Annotated in this window: 13 protein-coding genes and 1 riboswitch; of the genes, 7 read left to right on the top strand and 6 right to left on the bottom strand. The window is 66.5% G+C overall.

Annotation, left to right across the window (positions count from 1 at the left end):
• Nucleotides 1–3: 3 nt before the first annotated feature.
• Nucleotides 4–186: a hypothetical protein gene (locus JO236_RS14800; RefSeq protein WP_293331484.1), complete on the top strand. Its 183-nt coding sequence runs from the start codon at nucleotides 4–6 to the stop codon at nucleotides 184–186.
• Here JO236_RS14800 and JO236_RS14795 read toward each other — a convergent pair.
• Entirely contained in the window at nucleotides 132–980 is an 849-nt protein-coding gene (locus JO236_RS14795) for an adenylate/guanylate cyclase domain-containing protein (RefSeq protein ID WP_293331700.1), read from the bottom strand. The genes JO236_RS14800 and JO236_RS14795 overlap by 55 nt on opposite strands.
• A gap of 134 nt (nucleotides 981–1,114) precedes the next feature.
• On the opposite strand from JO236_RS14795, the gene JO236_RS14790 reads away from it, so the two are divergent.
• Together JO236_RS14790 and gnd are read left to right on the top strand one after the other, a co-directional pair.
• Nucleotides 1,115–2,524 (top strand): glucose-6-phosphate dehydrogenase, encoded by a 1,410-nt coding sequence (locus JO236_RS14790; protein ID WP_293331482.1) that lies wholly within the window; start codon nucleotides 1,115–1,117, stop codon nucleotides 2,522–2,524.
• Nucleotides 2,525–2,539: 15 nt separating this feature from the next.
• Nucleotides 2,540–3,562: a phosphogluconate dehydrogenase (NAD(+)-dependent, decarboxylating) gene (gnd, locus tag JO236_RS14785; RefSeq protein WP_293331480.1), complete on the top strand. Its 1,023-nt coding sequence runs from the start codon at nucleotides 2,540–2,542 to the stop codon at nucleotides 3,560–3,562.
• Between the two features lie 4 nt (nucleotides 3,563–3,566).
• Here gnd and JO236_RS14780 read toward each other — a convergent pair whose 3' ends face one another.
• Nucleotides 3,567–4,442, bottom strand: coding sequence for an alpha/beta fold hydrolase (locus tag JO236_RS14780; protein ID WP_293331478.1), 876 nt, complete (start codon nucleotides 4,440–4,442; stop codon nucleotides 3,567–3,569).
• A gap of 147 nt (nucleotides 4,443–4,589) precedes the next feature.
• On the opposite strand from JO236_RS14780, the gene JO236_RS14775 reads away from it, so the two are divergent.
• Together JO236_RS14775 and JO236_RS14770 are read left to right on the top strand one after the other, a co-directional pair.
• Nucleotides 4,590–5,495, top strand: a complete 906-nt coding sequence (locus tag JO236_RS14775) for an alpha/beta fold hydrolase (RefSeq protein WP_293331475.1) — start codon at nucleotides 4,590–4,592, stop codon at nucleotides 5,493–5,495.
• 4 nt (nucleotides 5,496–5,499) lie between these two features.
• Nucleotides 5,500–6,741, top strand: a complete 1,242-nt coding sequence (locus tag JO236_RS14770; protein ID WP_293331472.1) for a wax ester/triacylglycerol synthase domain-containing protein — start codon at nucleotides 5,500–5,502, stop codon at nucleotides 6,739–6,741.
• A gap of 1 nt (nucleotide 6,742) precedes the next feature.
• Here JO236_RS14770 and JO236_RS14765 read toward each other — a convergent pair whose 3' ends face one another.
• Nucleotides 6,743–7,342: a MarR family transcriptional regulator gene (locus JO236_RS14765; protein ID WP_293331469.1), complete on the bottom strand. Its 600-nt coding sequence runs from the start codon at nucleotides 7,340–7,342 to the stop codon at nucleotides 6,743–6,745.
• On the bottom strand, nucleotides 7,335–8,822 hold the full coding sequence (locus JO236_RS14760) for a pyruvate, phosphate dikinase (protein ID WP_416362244.1): 1,488 nt from the start codon (nucleotides 8,820–8,822) through the stop codon (nucleotides 7,335–7,337). The genes JO236_RS14765 and JO236_RS14760 overlap by 8 nt, the downstream gene beginning before the upstream one ends.
• 167 nt (nucleotides 8,823–8,989) lie before the next feature.
• Between JO236_RS14760 and JO236_RS14755 the strand changes: the two genes are divergently transcribed.
• Both JO236_RS14755 and JO236_RS14750 read left to right on the top strand, forming a co-directional pair.
• Nucleotides 8,990–9,502: a DoxX family protein gene (locus JO236_RS14755; RefSeq protein ID WP_293331466.1), complete on the top strand. Its 513-nt coding sequence runs from the start codon at nucleotides 8,990–8,992 to the stop codon at nucleotides 9,500–9,502.
• Nucleotides 9,503–9,754: 252 nt separating this feature from the next.
• Entirely contained in the window at nucleotides 9,755–11,476 is a 1,722-nt protein-coding gene (locus JO236_RS14750) for a DUF3556 domain-containing protein (protein WP_293331463.1), read from the top strand.
• 120 nt (nucleotides 11,477–11,596) lie between these two features.
• On the opposite strand, the gene metE is transcribed toward JO236_RS14750, so the two are convergent.
• Both metE and JO236_RS14740 read right to left on the bottom strand, forming a co-directional pair.
• Complete coding sequence (gene metE, locus JO236_RS14745; protein WP_293331460.1) at nucleotides 11,597–13,879, bottom strand: 5-methyltetrahydropteroyltriglutamate--homocysteine S-methyltransferase; 2,283 nt, start codon at nucleotides 13,877–13,879, stop codon at nucleotides 11,597–11,599.
• 141 nt (nucleotides 13,880–14,020) lie between these two features.
• Nucleotides 14,021–14,225, bottom strand: a riboswitch (cobalamin riboswitch).
• A 122-nt stretch (nucleotides 14,226–14,347) separates the two neighbouring features.
• A complete protein-coding gene (locus JO236_RS14740) occupies nucleotides 14,348–15,187 on the bottom strand; it encodes an SDR family oxidoreductase (protein ID WP_293331457.1) in 840 nt (279 codons plus the stop codon).
• Between the last annotated feature and the right edge of the window lie 86 nt (nucleotides 15,188–15,273).

Genomic DNA, 15,273 nt, shown 5'->3' with positions numbered 1-15,273 from the left:
ACCATGCGCAGCATTTGGAAGTGGATCGGGCTGGCGGGTGTCGCCGGCGTCGTCGCCGGCGGCGCGCTGGTAGTGCGCGACCAACGGAAGCGCCGCGCCTACACCGCCGACGAGATCCGCGCCCGGCTGCATCAGCGGCTGGACGAATCCGATGCCGCGTTGGCGCCCACCGAGAACAACCGATAGGTGCCCGAAAAGCCTTTCAACTCCGCGTCACGGCCATCGTCGAAGTCGATGTCCTGACAATCCGAGCAGTCGCGCAACGCGTCCCGCACCGACTCGCTGACCAGGATCTCGCCACCGGCGGCTTGCGCGGCGACCCGCGCAGCCATGGCGACGTTGCGCCCGAACAGGTCGTCGCCGCGGCGCACCGAACGGCCCATGTGAATGCCGATCCGTACCCGAATTTCCTCGTGCCGCTTGCGTTTTGCGTCCTTGTGCAAAGCGTCCTGAACGTCGATGCCGCATCGCACGGCCTGTTCGGCGCGGGAGAACGCGATCATAAATCCGTCGCCCTGACTTTTCACCACGTGTCCCCCGCGCTTCTGCGCCAGGCCGTGCACCAGCTTGTCGTGCGCGGCGATCAGCTTGACCCACGCGCGGTCGCCGATCCGCTCGTTGAGGGCGGTCGACTCCTCGATGTCGGAAAACAGAATCACGACCCGGCCGTCGGGAGTGACCCTGGCCAGATCGGGCCGCTCCACCTCGGCCCAGTCGGCAAGGTCCTCGATCGAGCTGCGCACGGCCGCGCCCAAGCCCTCCTTGCGCACGATGTTGGCGGTGTTCCAGACCGTCTTGACGGCCTCGCGACCACCTGACAGCAGCCAACTACGGGTATCGACGCGGTGCCGCAACTCGTCGGCATCCTGGCGCGCTCCGATGAGCAGTCGCCACAACAGAAACAGCGCGCCGGCTTCGACCGCGGCGACGGCCGCCAGCGCGTAGACAGCGATATGCAGCATGTCACCCACGTCACGCATCCTGCCAAACACCCGCAGAACCTTCGATGCCTCCCGGTTGTCGGGCCCACCCGGCAGTGTTTAGGGTTGAGTGCGAACGCCCCGGGTAGTGCATCTCAAGTGAGCCGATCAGCTGACTTTTGGGAGGTTCGGTCTTGGCCGACGACGGCGGTAGTTCGTCAAACCTGCTGGTGATCTTCGGGATCACCGGTGATCTGGCCCGCAAGATGACATTCCGCGCGCTGTACCGGCTGGAGCGCCGCGGCCAGCTGGACTGCCCGATTCTCGGCGTGGCCAGCGACGACATCGCCATCGACGAGTTGATCAAGCGCGCCCGCGAAGCGATCGGCGACGCGGGCGAGTCGATCGACGACGCGGTATTCGACCGGCTAGCCAGCCGGCTGTCCTACCAGCGGGGTGATGTCACCGACGGGCAGCTCTACGCCTCGCTCGCCGACTCGATCGGCTCGGACTACCGGCCGCTGTACTACCTGGAGATGCCGCCGTCGTTGTTCGCGCCGATCGTGGAGAACCTCGCGAAGGTCGAGCTGCTCGAGCGGGCCCGCGTTGCGGTGGAAAAGCCGTTCGGGCACGACCTGGACTCCGCGACGGAGCTCAACGCCCGGCTGCGCGCGGTCCTCGACGAGGACCAAATCCTGCGGGTGGACCACTTCCTCGGCAAGCAGCCGGTACTCGAGCTGGAATATCTGCGGTTCGCCAATCTTGGTCTCGCCCAGGTATGGGACCGGCACAGCATCTCCGAGATCCACATCACCATGGCGGAGAACTTCGGCGTCGAGGACCGCGGCAAGTTCTACGACGCCGTGGGCACTTTGCGCGATGTGGTGCAGAACCACCTGTTACAGGTGCTTGCCCTGGTGGCGATGGAGCCCCCGGTCGGCCCGAACGCCGATGACCTGAACGACAAGAAGGCCGAGGTGTTCCGGTCGATGCCGGCGCTGAACTCCGACCGTTGTGTGCGCGGCCAGTACCGGGGCTACACCGACGTCGCCGGAGTGGCGAAGAACTCGCAGACCGAGACCTTTATCGCCGTGCGGATGGAGATCGACAACTGGCGTTGGGCCGGTGTGCCGATCTTCCTGCGCGCGGGAAAAGCGTTGCCGGAGAGGGTCACTGAGGTCCGGCTCTTTCTACGGAAAGTTCCCGCACTGGCTTTCCTGCCCCACCGCCGGCCCGCGGAGCCAAACCAGATCGTGCTGCGCATCGATCCCGATCCCGGGCTGCGTCTGCAGCTGTCCGCTCAAGTCGGCGACGAGTGGCAGGCCGTCCACCTGGACTCCGCGTTCGCCGAGGATCTCGGCGAGCCGATCCAGCCCTACGAACGACTCCTGCACGCCGGGCTGGTGGGTGATCGCCAATTGTTCGCCCGCGAAGACAGCATCGAAGAGACCTGGCGGATCGTGCAGCCGCTGCTGGACGACCCGGGCGAAGTCCATCCATACGACCCAGGCTCGTGGGGACCCGAGCCCGCGCAGTCACTGCTGCGGGGTCACCGCAGTTGGCAAGAACCTTGGCTCCCTGGCAAAAAGACCGCAACTAAATAAGGAGACTTCGAAAGCATGCAACTTGGGATGATCGGCCTCGGCCGGATGGGCGCGAACATCGCACGCCGGGTGTGCAGCGCCGGCCACGAATGTGTGGCTTATGACCACGACTCCGATGCGGTCAAGGCGATGGCGGGAGAGGAAAACACCACCGGGGCCTCGTCGCTGGCCGAACTGCGGGACAAGATGGCCGCTCCGCGCGTCGTCTGGGTCATGGTGCCCGCCGGTGACATCACCAGCGGGGTGATCGCGGAACTGGCGCAGACGCTGGAATCCGGCGACATCGTGATCGACGGTGGCAATTCCTACTACCGCGACGACGTGCAGCACGCAAAGCTGTTGTCCGAGAAAGGTATTCACCTACTCGACTGCGGCACCAGCGGCGGGGTATGGGGAAAGGACCGCGGCTACTGCCTGATGATCGGCGGCGACGACTACGCCTTCGAGCACGCGGAGCCGATCTTCGCCACCATCGCGCCGGGCGTGGATGCCGCGGCACGGACGCCCGGCCGGGACGGCGAGGTTGTCGACGCCGAAAAGGGTTACCTGCATTGCGGTCCGACGGGGGCCGGGCACTTCGTCAAGATGGTGCACAACGGCATCGAGTACGGCATGATGGCCTCGCTCGCCGAGGGCCTGAACATTCTGCGCAACGCCGATATCGGCACTCGGGTGGAAAAGGGTGACGCCGAAACCGCGCCACTGTCGAATCCCGAGTACTACCGGTACAACTTCGACATCCCTGACATCGCCGAGGTATGGCGCCGCGGCAGCGTCATCGGTTCCTGGCTGTTGGACCTGACCGCCAGCGCCCTACACCAATCGCCGAACCTGAAGGAGTTCTCCGGACGGGTCTCGGACTCGGGGGAGGGCCGCTGGACCGCCATCGCCGCGATCGACGAGGGAGTTCCCGCTCCGGTGTTGACGACGGCGCTACAGTCCCGCTTCGCTTCGCGCAGCCTCGACGACTTCGCCAACCAGGCGCTGTCGGCGATGCGCAAGCAGTTCGGTGGCCACGCGGAGAAACCGGCCAACTGACCGGTCAGGCGGGCGGGGCGGTCCGCCTGACGAAGTCGACGACGACCTCGCTGAACGCGTCGTTGTCGTCGCCGGCCGCGGTGTGGCCGGCATTGGACAGTTCCACGAACTCCGCGCGCGGCACCGTGGCCAGGAAATGGCGAACCCCTTCGGGGCTGACCACGTCGGAGAGCTTGCCGCGGATCAGCAGAATCGGGATATGCAGGTCCATGGCGGCTTCCTCGAACATCTCCGTGCGCAACTCGGGGTCGTCACCCGGTGCCGTCATGAATGCCGGATCCCAATGCCAGTACCAGCGCCCGTCGCGCAGCCGCAGGTTCTTCCTCAGTCCTTCGGGGCTGCGCGGCTTCTCACGATGCGGCAGGTATGCGGCGACGGCATCGGCCGCCTCTTCCAGCGAACCGAAACCCTTGATGTTGGTCAGCATGAAGTCCCGGATCCGGGCGCTGCCAGTCTTCTCGTAGCGTGGCACCACGTCGACCAGGACGAGGCCGATCACCTTGTCGGCGCCGGCGCTGTGGGCGACGAGGATGCCGGTCAGGCCGCCCATGCTGGCTCCGATAACCACCACCGGGCGACCGATCGCGTCCAGCACGCGCAGCATGTCGGCGGTCAGCGTTTCAACGGCGTAGTCGGCGCCGGGCGCACGGTCACTGTCACCGTGTCCCCGGCTGTCGATCGCGACGACGTGATAGCCCTCGTCCGCCAGGATCTGGCCGGTGTTCTTCCATGAGAAGCGGTTCTGGCCGCCCCCGTGCAGCATCAGGATCGTCGGTCGGTCCGTCGCTTCGGCACCCCGATTCCATTCGTCGGCGATCAGGTTGATCCCGTCGACGCCGGAAAACTCGACCGTCTCGGGGTTGCTGCTCATGGCGCTCACGCGTCCTGACGTTACTCAGCCCGCGCGGGGAGCGGCGCATCGGGAACAACTCCGGGATGCGTCTTTCGGGTCGGCGGTCCAGGCTCGGTTGCACGCAAGACCCGAGGACAGGAGCTCGACGGGTCCGCACGCGTTAGGTTGGTGGGCATGGCCGAGCCCCGCTGGATTGACGTGCCTGGCCCGGCCGTGGACCTGAAGGCTCTAACCTGGGGACAACCCGGCGCACCCATTGCTCTGTGCCTGCACGGCTTCCCCGACACCGCCTACGGCTGGCGCAAGTTCGCGCCCCGGTTGGTCGAGTCCGGCTGGCGCGTCGTCGCCCCTTTCATGCGCGGGTACGCGCCCTCGGCGATCCCGTCCGACGGCAGTTTCCACGTCGGCGCGCTGATGGATGACGCGCTGCGGGTGCGTTCCGCCGCGGGCGGCACCGAGCGCGACGTGGTGATCGGTCACGACTGGGGCGCGATAGCCGCCACGGGCCTGGCCGCGATGCCCGACAGCCCGTTCGTGAAGGCGGTGATCATGTCGGTGCCGGTGTCCGCGGCGTTTCGGCCGCTGAGCCAGGTGGCCGACCGGGGCCGACTGCTCCGCGAGGGCGCCCGCCAGGCGCTGCGCAGCTGGTACCTGATGTACTTCCAATTACCTTGGCTCCCTGAGCGTTCCGCTTCCTGGATAGTGCCGCTGCTGTGGCGGCGCTGGTCGCCGGGCTATCACGCCGAAGAGGATCTGCGCCACGTCGACGCCGCGATTGGCGCACCGCAGAGTTGGCGGGCGGCGCTGGCCCCCTACCGCGCCACGCTCCGCGGCACCCGGGCGTCCGCGGAATATGCCGAACTGGAACGGATGTGGACCGAACCGCCCTTGCTGCCGAGCATGTACCTGCACGGTCTCGACGATGGTTGCATGACACCGGCTTTCACGCCGTGGGTGGAAAGGGTGCTGCCCCCAGGCAGCGAGGCGACCGTCGTCGACCACGCCGGACATTTCCTCCAGCTCGAACAACCGGACGAGGTCGCCAAGTTGGTGCTGGAATTCATCGGCCCAGCGGGCTGAGACCGTGCCGGCACAGCGGATGGCGGCCGTCGACGCGCAGTTCTATTGGATGTCAGCCAAAATCCCCAACGACCAGTTCCTGCTGTATGCGTTCGACGGCGAGCCCGCGGACATGGATGGCGCCATCGAGCAGGTCCGGCGGCGGGCGGACGCTTGTGCCGAACTGAGGATGCGGCCGCGTGACGGCAGCGTCCTGACATACCCGCAGTGGGTCCCAACGCGCGTCGATCCCGCGCAGGTGTTCCGCCACGACCTGGCCGATCCGAGCTGGGACGGCTGCCTGGCGGCGCTGGCCGCGCTCGCCGACACCCAGTTGGACATTCGCCGAACACCTTGGCGGCTACATATATTCGCACCCGTTCGTGGCATTCCGGGGGCCAGCGGTCGCGGCGCTGTTGTCGTCCTGCAGGTCCCACACGCTCTGGGCGACGGTGCTCGCGCTTCGGCGATGGCGGCGTGGCTTTTGGGTCGCGCGAACCCGGTACCGCAGGTGGTGGCGCAACGGCCCGGTTTACTGCCCTGGCGTGCCGTCGAAGCGGCGCGCATGCACCGCCGACTGGTTCGCGACACCCGCGCCGGCCTGCTGGCATCCGGGGTCGGGTTGCGGCCGCTGTTGTCCACGAACGCCCGCCCGGACGGCCTTCGCTCGGTACGCACGTTGGTCCGGCGGCGTCGGCAACTGTCCGGTCCTACGGTCACCGTCAGGGTGCTGGCAGCGATTTCCACGGCGCTGACTGGCCTTCTCGGTGACGACGCCGAGTCGTTGGGTGCCGAGGTGCCGATGGCCAAACCCGGTGTACCACAGGCGCATAACCACTTCGGAAACGTCGTTGTCGGGCTGTATCCGGCGCTGGGCCCGGATGCGCGGATGCGCCGGATCGCCGCCGACCTGGCCAATGGCCGCCGCCGTTTCGCGCATCCGGCCACGCGGGCGGCCGACCGCGCCTTCGCCGCGGTGCCCGCGACGTTGCTGCGCTGGGGCGTCGCCCAGGCCGACCCCGACGCGCGCCCCGCTCAGGTGGCCGGAAACACGGTCGTGTCCAGCGTCCACCGCGGCCCCGCCGACCTGAGCTTCGGCGCCGCCCCGGTGGTGCTGACGGCCGGATACCCGGCCCTGTCCCCCGTGATGGGCCTGACCCACGGCGTGCATGGCATCGGCGATACGATCGCGATCAGTGTGCACTCGGCGGCCACGGCCGTGCCCGACGTCGACGCCTACCTCGAGCTTCTGGACGCTGCGCTGTAAGTCATTGGGCGTCACCGAGTTTCGCTGCTTGCTCGCGGGACAAGCCGACCGCCCCGATCAGCTCCTCGTGCAGCTCAAACCACACCGTGTGATACGAGTCGATGAGCGGCCTCGTCAGCCAGGCGACTTCGCCGGTCTTTACCCTCTCGAGCGCCGACTGCAACTTCGTCTGGTACGCACCCAGGCGTGGTAGCTCCGTCGCTGCGGTCTCGATGATCGGCCGCAACCGGTGGTGCGTCTCGTCGAGTCGGGCCAACACCGCGGCGTCGTAGTCGGGATCCTCGTGGGTGTTGGGTGCGCCGTCCTTGAGCTGCCAGTCGGTGACCAACGCCTTGAAATCGGCGTTGACCGAACGGAATTCGTCGTACGCGGCGCCCAGCACGGCCGGGTTGAGACCGGCGCGTTCTTCGGTCAGCAATTCGCTAAGCCTGCTGCGACCGGCGGGGCTCAGCCGCAGCGTCGCGCCGTCGACCAGCAGACCCGACGCGATTAGTCGCTCGACGGTATCCGTGACGCCGTCTTCATTCAGCGTGGCGGCCAGGTCTGCGGGGCTCACCCGGCCTTTGAGCCGGACGGCCTGCAGCACCGTCAATTCACTCACGGGCCCGCAGCGCCTTCAACATGGTGATCAGTGGCGTGCCGCCAGTGTCGTGCGCTCGGACTGGACTGATCTTTCGCGCGATGTCGGCCAGCTCGCGCAGCTCCGGCGTGTCGTCTTCGGACCATGCCGACAGCGTCAGATCCCCTTCTCGCACTTCGCCTTCGTAACCGTCGACGGTGATCTGCTTGCCGGCCAGCGAGGCCGCGATCCCGGGCCCGCAGCCCACCACGGCCACGCGGCCGAGCTCGCGGCTGACCACGGCCGCGTGGCTGGCCGCGCCGCCAACCTCGGTCACGATGCCCTGCGCGGCGAGCATGCCCGACACGTCCTCCGGTTTGGTGTGGTCGCGCACCAGGATGACCCGCTCGCCCCGGTCGACGGCCTCGAGCGCCTCGTCCACGTCGGTGTATGCCCGGCCGGATGCCACGCCCGGACATGCGGGCAGCCCCTTCGCCAAAAGTGTTGCTGCGAAACGTGTTTCCGGTTGCAGCGCCGGCAACAGCAACGTCTCCACATCGTTCGGGCTGACCCGGCGCAGCGTCTCGGCGTCGTCGATGAGGCCCTCGTGGCGCAGTTGTAACGCCAGGCGAACGGCCGCCTGCGCCGACCGTTCGGCCGCCCGGGTCTGCAGCAGCCACAACTTGCCGTCCTCGACGGTGAACTCGATCTCCTGGATGTCGGACTCGAGCCGTTCCAGCCTGCGCGCGGCGGCCATGAGCTCGTCGTAGACGGCCGGTTGCTCGTCACGCAGCGCGGTGATCGGTTCGACGTCGACGAGACCCGAGACCACATCGTCGCCTTGGCCGCCGGGCAGCCATTCGCCGAACGGTTCGTTGACGCCGGTGATCGGATTGCGCGACGACAACACTCCCGTGCCGGAATTCTTCGCCTGGTTGCCGAAGACCATGGCCTGCACTATCACCGCGGTCCCGCCCTGGTCGCCGAGCCCGTAATGGGCGCGATAGGCGACGGCGCGGGGGGAGTTCCACGAGGCGAAGACGGCCTCGATGCCCGCGCGCAACTGCGCGTACGGGTCGTCGGGTATAGCTGCCTGGTCGCCGACGACGATGCGCCGATACATCCGGGTGAATCGCCCTCGGGTGTCGCGGGCGAACTCCGCGGTGTTCAGCGTGGCGAGGGCCTGTTCGACGGCGTCGCTCATGCCAACATCCAGGACCGTGTCCATCATGCCGGGCATCGACAGGGTGGCCCCTGAGCGGATGCTGACCAGCAACGGGCGCGGGCCCCTTCCGAACGTGCGTGAGGTCTCGGCTTCCAGCCAACCCATCCGATCCAGGACCTCGTCCCAGATCGCGTCGATCGTCTGCTTGGCCTCGGCCAGGTACCTGACACCCACTTTGGTGGTAAGGCAGAACGCGGGGGGCACCGGCAGTTTGTGCCGACGCATCGCGTCGATGCCGTGGCCCTTGTTGCCCAAGATCTCGCGAGGCAGGCTTGCGTCCCCGTCCAACAACACCACGAGGGCACCGTCTGGGGTGTCTTGCGGGACATTGAAGCCTCGTGCGATGCGAGTCGTGGTGCACCCCCTCGTGCTCTTCGAGCTTGTACTAGTCGGGCCGGAACGCCCGCTATGTTCGCACACAGGTGACCGCGATGATCCAAACCCGATGATCTAGGTTTGCACTTATGACTCCGTATGACGTCGGGTTGCTGATCTTGCGCCTGGTACTCGGTCTGACCCTGGCAGCGCACGGCTTGAATAAGTTCTTCGGCGGCGGCCGGATACCGGGCACCGCCCGCTGGTTCGAGAGCATCGGGATGAAGCCCGGAAAGTTTCACGCCACCGTGGCCGCCTGTACCGAGACGGCAGCCGGGCTGGGACTGGCGGCCGGTCTGCTCACACCCATCCCCGCGGCAGGCTTCGTCTCGCTGATGATCGTCGCGGCCTGGACCGTGCACCGGGCCAACGGCTTCTTCATCGTTAAGGAGGGTTGGGAGTACAACCTAGTGCTCGCGACCAGCGCCGTCGTCGTCGCCACGCTTGGCCCGGGCAAGCTCAGCCTGGACCGGCTGATCTTCGGGGACAACTTTTGGCTCCGCGGCTGGCAAGGTTTGGCCCTCTCATTAGGGCTTGGTCTCGCCGGAGCCATCGGCCAGTTGGTGATCTTCTACCGCCCGCCGGTCAAGCAGGCTGGCTAGCGGCGCGAAATCGCGGCGCACGCACCGCGCGCCTCTTCGGCCACGCAATGGCAAATACGTAAGAACAGCCATCTGCCGATGACGCTGGTGCTGAATTGCGTTCGGCTGCCGCGAAATCCAGTCCCAAGCCCGATCCGGGTCGCCGTTCTGTCAGACCAGGCAACCGTATCCAGTCGACGTCGTGCTGCGCCACGTCGCGCGCCTTCGATGGTCGCGTGCAAACGCGTAGAACACGTTCTAGTCTGTCAAACCATGGGATTTCTGCAGCCCGTGCTGCCGCAGATCGACGTGGCCGAGTGGAGCAACGGCACCCGCAGCGAGAAGATCCGGCCGATGGCCCGGCACTGGGCCGAAGTGGGCTTTGGAACGCCGGTGGTAATGCACCTGTTCTACGTCGTCAAAATTCTGCTCTACATCCTGGGGGCGTGGCTATTCGCGCTGACCACCAAGGGCATCAACGGCTTCGCCGGCGTCGCGTCGTGGTGGTCGGAACCGATCGTCTTCGAAAAGGTCGTGCTCTACACGATGCTGTTCGAGGTGATCGGCCTGGGCTGCGGCTTCGGACCATTGAACAACCGCTTCTTCCCGCCGATGGGCTCGATTCTGTACTGGATGCGGTTCGGCACGATTCGGCTGCCCCCGTGGCCGAATCGCCTCGGCTGGACGCAAGGCACCAAGCGCACCCCCATTGATGTCGGGCTGTATGCGCTGCTGCTGGTACTGACTTTGGGGGCGTTGATCTCTGATGGCGTCGGCCCGATTCCTGAACTCGGCACCACGGTCGGGTTGCTGCCGAAATGGGAGATCGTGCTGGTCCTCGTGACGCTGGGCATTCTGGGGCTGCGGGACAAGGTGATCTTCCTGGCCGCGCGCGGCGAGGTCTACGCGACGCTGGCGGTGACCTTCCTGTTCAGCGGCGTCGACGTCATCGTCGCTTCGAAGTTGGTGTTCCTGGTGATCTGGATCGGCGCGGCGACGTCGAAGCTCAACCGGCACTTCCCATTCGTCATCTCGACGATGATGTCCAACAGCCCATTGGTCCGACCCCGGTTCATCAAGCGGTTGTTTTTCGAGAAGTTTCCCGACGACCTGCGGCCCGGACGTTTGTCGCGGATGTTCGCCCACATCTCGACCCTCATCGAGGGGTGTGTGCCCATCGTGCTGTTCGTCGCCCACGGGGGAATGGTGACGACGGTGGCGGCCACGGTCATGGTCATCTTCCACCTGGGGATCCTGACCGCGATTCCCATGGGTGTGCCGCTGGAGTGGAACGTGTTCATGATCTTCGGGGTGTTGTCGCTCTTCGTCGCCCACGCCCGCCTCGGACTGACGAGCCTGCACAACCCAATACCGGTGGCGATCCTGATTGCCCTTAGCGCGGGAATTGTGGTTGCCGGCAACATGTTTCCGCGCAAGATCTCTTTTCTGCCGGGCATGCGCTATTACGCCGGCAACTGGGACACCACGTTGTGGTGTGTGAAGCCCTCCGCGAACGAGAAGATCAATCGGGGCATCGTCGCGATCGCCAGCATGCCGCAGGCGCAGCTGGAGCGTTACTACGGCAAGGAACGCGCGCAAATCCCGTTGTACCTCGGATATGCCTTCCGCGCCATGAACACTCACGGCCGGGCGTTGTTCACGCTGGCGCATCGGGCCATGGCCGGCCAGAACGAGGACGACTACGTCATCACCGACGGTGAGCGCATCTGCAGCACGGCTATCGGCTGGAATTTCGGCGACGGCCACATGCACAACGAGCAGTTGATCGCCGCGATGCAGCAGCGGTGCAAGTTCGCGCCCGGCGAGGTGCGTGTCGTGCTGCTTGACGCCCAACCGATCCACCAGCAGACCCAGCAGTACCGCCTGGTGGACGCGGCGACCGGGGAATTCGAGCGCGGCTACGTCCGAGTCGCCGACATGGTGACCCGGCAGCCCTGGGCCGACGACGTGCCGGTCCAGGTGCTGCCGGAGTAGTTGTCGCCCGACACTGGAAAGTTGGCCGGATACCGTCGCCGAGCGTATCGCCACTGAGAAAACAAGCGCGAAAAATCGCAATGGCGTTACGCCGAAGAGCGACACCTCGGCAAAGGACCCCTACGCCCCGGCCCGTACCTCCTGCGCCGCGGCCACCATGTTCTGCAGCGACGCGTTCACCTCGTCGGCGTTGCGGGTCTTCAGGCCGCAGTCGGGGTTGACCCACAACCGTTGCGCCGGAACCGCTTTCAGCGCGGCACGCAGCGACGCCGCCATCTCCTCGGTGCTCGGCACCCGCGGCGAGTGGATGTCGTAGACGCCCGGTCCCACGCTGTTGGCGAAGCCGATCGCGTTGAGGTCGTCCAGCACCTCCATGTGCGAGCGCGCCGCCTCGATGGACGTCACGTCGGCGTCCAGGTCCGCGATGGCGCCGATCACCTCGCCGAATTCTGAGTAGCACAGGTGGGTGTGGATCTGCGTCGAGTCCGCTACGCCGGAGGTGGCCAGCCGGAAAGATCCTACGGCCCAACGCAAGTAGTCGTCCTGATCGGCGCGACGCAGCGGCAGCAGCTCGCGCAGCGCCGGTTCGTCGACCTGGATCACCGCGATGCCGGCGGACTGCAGGTCCACTGTCTCGTCGCGAATGGCCAGCGCCACCTGGTTGGCGGTGTCGGCCAGAGGCTGGTCATCACGGACGAACGACCACGCGAGGATGGTCACCGGCCCGGTCAACATGCCCTTCACCGGCTTGTCCGTCAGCGACTGCGCGTAGGTGATCCACTCGACCGTCATCGGGTGGGTCCGAACGACGTCGCCGTAGAGGACCGGCGGACGCACGCAGCGGCTGCCGTACGACTGCACCCAGCCGTTCTGCGTGGCGAAGAACCCCTCCAGCTGTTCGGCGAAGTACTGCACCATGTCATTGCGCTCCGGCTCGCCGTGCACCAACACGTCCAGGCCGAGTTGCTCCTGCAGCTTGATGACGTCGGCGATCTCCTGCTTCATTCGGCGGTTGTATTCCGCCTCGTCGATCTCACCGGACCGCAGCGCGGCCCGCGCCTTGCGGATCGCCGTCGTCTGCGGGTAGGAGCCGATGGTCGTGGTCGGCAGCGGCGGCAGGTGCAGCCGCGCGTCCTGGCTGGCGCGGCGCTGAGCCGCATCGCCGCGGTGCGCCCCGGAGGCGACGATCGAGTCGATGCGGGCGCGAACCTGCCCGTTGTGCAACCGCGGGTCCTTCTTGCGGGAGACGACGGCGGCGTTGGAGGCGGCGATCTCGTCGGCGACCGCCTCGCGGCCCTCGTGCAGCGCGCGCGCCAGCGTCACCACCTCGGCGACCTTCTCCTGCCCGAACGCCAGCCAGCTGCGCAGGGCGTCGTCCAGGTCGGTCTCCGGCTCCAGCGAGTACGGCACGTGCAAGGTGGAACACGACGTGGAAACGGCAACGTTGGCGGCCGAGCCCAGCAGACTCGCCAGCTTGCCCAGCGCCGCCTCCAGATCGGTACGCCAGATGTTGCGCCCGTCGACGATGCCGGCCACCAGGGTCTTACCGGCGAGCTCGGGAACGGCTGCGACTGCCGTGTCGGCGCCATAGACCAAGTCGACGCCAATCGCCTCGACGGGCGTGCGGGCCAGGCCGGCCAGGGCAGCGCCCGGGTCACCGAAGTACGTGGCGACATAGATGGCCGGCCGGTTGCTCGCCGAGCCCAACGCGTTGTAGACCGCCTCGGCCAGCGCGGGCGCGTCGGGGGAGATGTCGGTGACCAGGGCCGGCTCGTCGAACTGGACCCACTGCGCGCCGTTGTCGGCGAGCAGCGACAGCAGTTCGGTATACAGCGGCAGCAGCTCCTGCAACCGCTCGATCGGCGCGCCGCCGCCGTTCACGCCTTTGCTCAGCAGCAGGAAGGTTACCGGCCCGATGACTACCGGGCGTGCGGGAACCCCTTGTCCGAGCGCCTCTTTCAGCTCGGAGAGCACCTTGTCAGGGTTCAGCGTGAACTTGGTCGCCGGCTCGATTTCCGGGACCAGGTAGTGGTAATTGGTGTCGAACCACTTGGTCATCTCCAGCGGTGCGACGTCGTCGTTGCCCCGCGCGGCGGCGAAGTAGCGGTCCAGGTCGTCGGACACTTTGACAGCACGAGCGGGCAGCGCGCCGAGCAGAACCGCCGCGTCGAGCATTTGGTCGTAGTAGGAGAAGGTGTTCACCGGCACGGAATCCAGGCCGGCCGCGGCCAGGCCCGCCCACGTGTCGTGGCGCAATGTCGCGGCGACGGACTCCAGCTCCGTTCGGCTGGTACGTCCGGCCCAATAGCCTTCGGTTGCACGCTTGAGTTCGCGGCGCGGCCCGATCCTGGGCGAGCCGGTAACGGTAGCGGTAAACGGTTGATGATTAGCGAGCGAGGTCACGAGCTAGGTCCTTCAATCGTCGTGGTGATCACCGCCGGCGGGACACGTAGCCGATCCGATTTGCGGTGTGCACTTGCGGTGCACAATCCCAAACGGGTTCGGCCAAACGCCCATTCCACGAGGCGATGAGCCGCCGGACGCGGCGCGCCCGGCACAGCTGGCAGGTCTTCGGACTCGCAGGCGTGCATCGGGTGATGCTCCTAATGGCCGTCGCTTCCCAGTCCCGGTTTCCTCGAGACCAGTGCTTTTGACGGCGGTCGTTCCTGCTTACCGCTGCGGGACAGTCCCGGATTCTCACCGGGTTCCCTCTCGCGAAGCAGAGCTAACCTGCCTCGCTCGGTGCCGGCGCCGCATACTGCGGCGTCAGCAGACCAGTTGCGTGATGCAGTTTACTCTGCGGTTCTGGCGCGCAGAGCGCGACGTCCGAGCGCGAAATCGATCGCGATCGGCCCGGGGGTGGGACCGGCCCTAAAGCTGGACGCGCCCCATGATCAGATCGATGATCGGCTTGCCCGGCGGGTATGCGCCGGTGAGCGATGCCATCGTGTGCCCGTAGTCCACCAGCAGCGTGATGCCGCTGATGCCGAAGGCGGCGGCGCTGTTGAGGAACGCCATCACGTCGCCCATTTGCTCCGGGGTGTGGACTTTGGAGCCGGTCTCGTCGCGGTAGTCCTGGGCGAAGGTGAGCCAGAGGTCGGCGTTCGCCTGGGCCAGCGGAGTGTCGGTTGGGCCGGGGCAGATGGCGTTGATGCGGATCCCCTTCTTGAGCAAGGGATAGCCCTGTGTCGCCACATAGGTGTTGACGACCTTCTTGCTGAAGCCGTAGTGAATGATGCCTTGCGACTCGTGGGCCTTGACCCAGGCGTCGGCGGCCTCGAAGTCGGGCGTGGCCAGGAACTCGGTCAGCAGCTCCAGATCGTTCTCCCACCCCATGCCGGCAACCGAGGAGATGAAGCAAATCGCCGAGCCGGACGGCAGCTGGTTGTTTTCGATCAATCGGTCGATGAGGTATCGGTGACCGATGAAGTTGATCTTCATCAGGTCCGGTCCGTCGGCGATGCCGGCGGCCGAGAACACGGCATGCACCGGGCCGCCGAGCTGCTCGATCGCGGCGTCGATCGACGCCGGGTCCCGCAGGTCCACCTGGATGGATTTGGCGACGTCGTAATTCACCGGCGCGTAGTCCAGCACGATGACTTCGGCGCCCAGCTCGCCGGCTGATTTGGCCGCCGCCGCACCCATTCCGGTAGCGCCACCGACAACGAGCGCGCGCTTGCCGTCATACCGCAGCCGATCGATAACAGTCATTGAGTTCCCTCTGCTAAGCCATTACGAATGGCCCTACTGTATGTAGAACAGTTATTAGGTTCAACACCGGGGCCCCGGCCGGAGAT

This window comes from Mycobacterium sp. (assembly GCF_019247635.1).
Taxonomy (GTDB): Bacteria; Actinomycetota; Actinomycetes; order Mycobacteriales; family Mycobacteriaceae; genus Mycobacterium.
Note: the sequence above shows the minus strand (reverse complement) of the source record. Positions and strands in the feature narration are given on the sequence as shown.

What these genes read in the sequence shown, in the direction of transcription:
- JO236_RS14740 (WP_293331457.1), bottom strand. Translation starts at nt 15,187, where the DNA reads ATGACTGTTATCGATCGGCTGCGGTATGACGGCAAGCGCGCGCTCGTT.
- JO236_RS14795 (WP_293331700.1), bottom strand. Translation starts at nt 980, where the DNA reads ATGCGTGACGTGGGTGACATGCTGCATATCGCTGTCTACGCGCTGGCG.
- JO236_RS14775 (WP_293331475.1), top strand. Translation starts at nt 4,590, where the DNA reads ATGGCCGAGCCCCGCTGGATTGACGTGCCTGGCCCGGCCGTGGACCTG.
- JO236_RS14755 (WP_293331466.1), top strand. Translation starts at nt 8,990, where the DNA reads ATGACTCCGTATGACGTCGGGTTGCTGATCTTGCGCCTGGTACTCGGT.
- gnd (WP_293331480.1), top strand. Translation starts at nt 2,540, where the DNA reads ATGCAACTTGGGATGATCGGCCTCGGCCGGATGGGCGCGAACATCGCA.
- JO236_RS14750 (WP_293331463.1), top strand. Translation starts at nt 9,755, where the DNA reads ATGGGATTTCTGCAGCCCGTGCTGCCGCAGATCGACGTGGCCGAGTGG.
- JO236_RS14800 (WP_293331484.1), top strand. Translation starts at nt 4, where the DNA reads ATGCGCAGCATTTGGAAGTGGATCGGGCTGGCGGGTGTCGCCGGCGTC.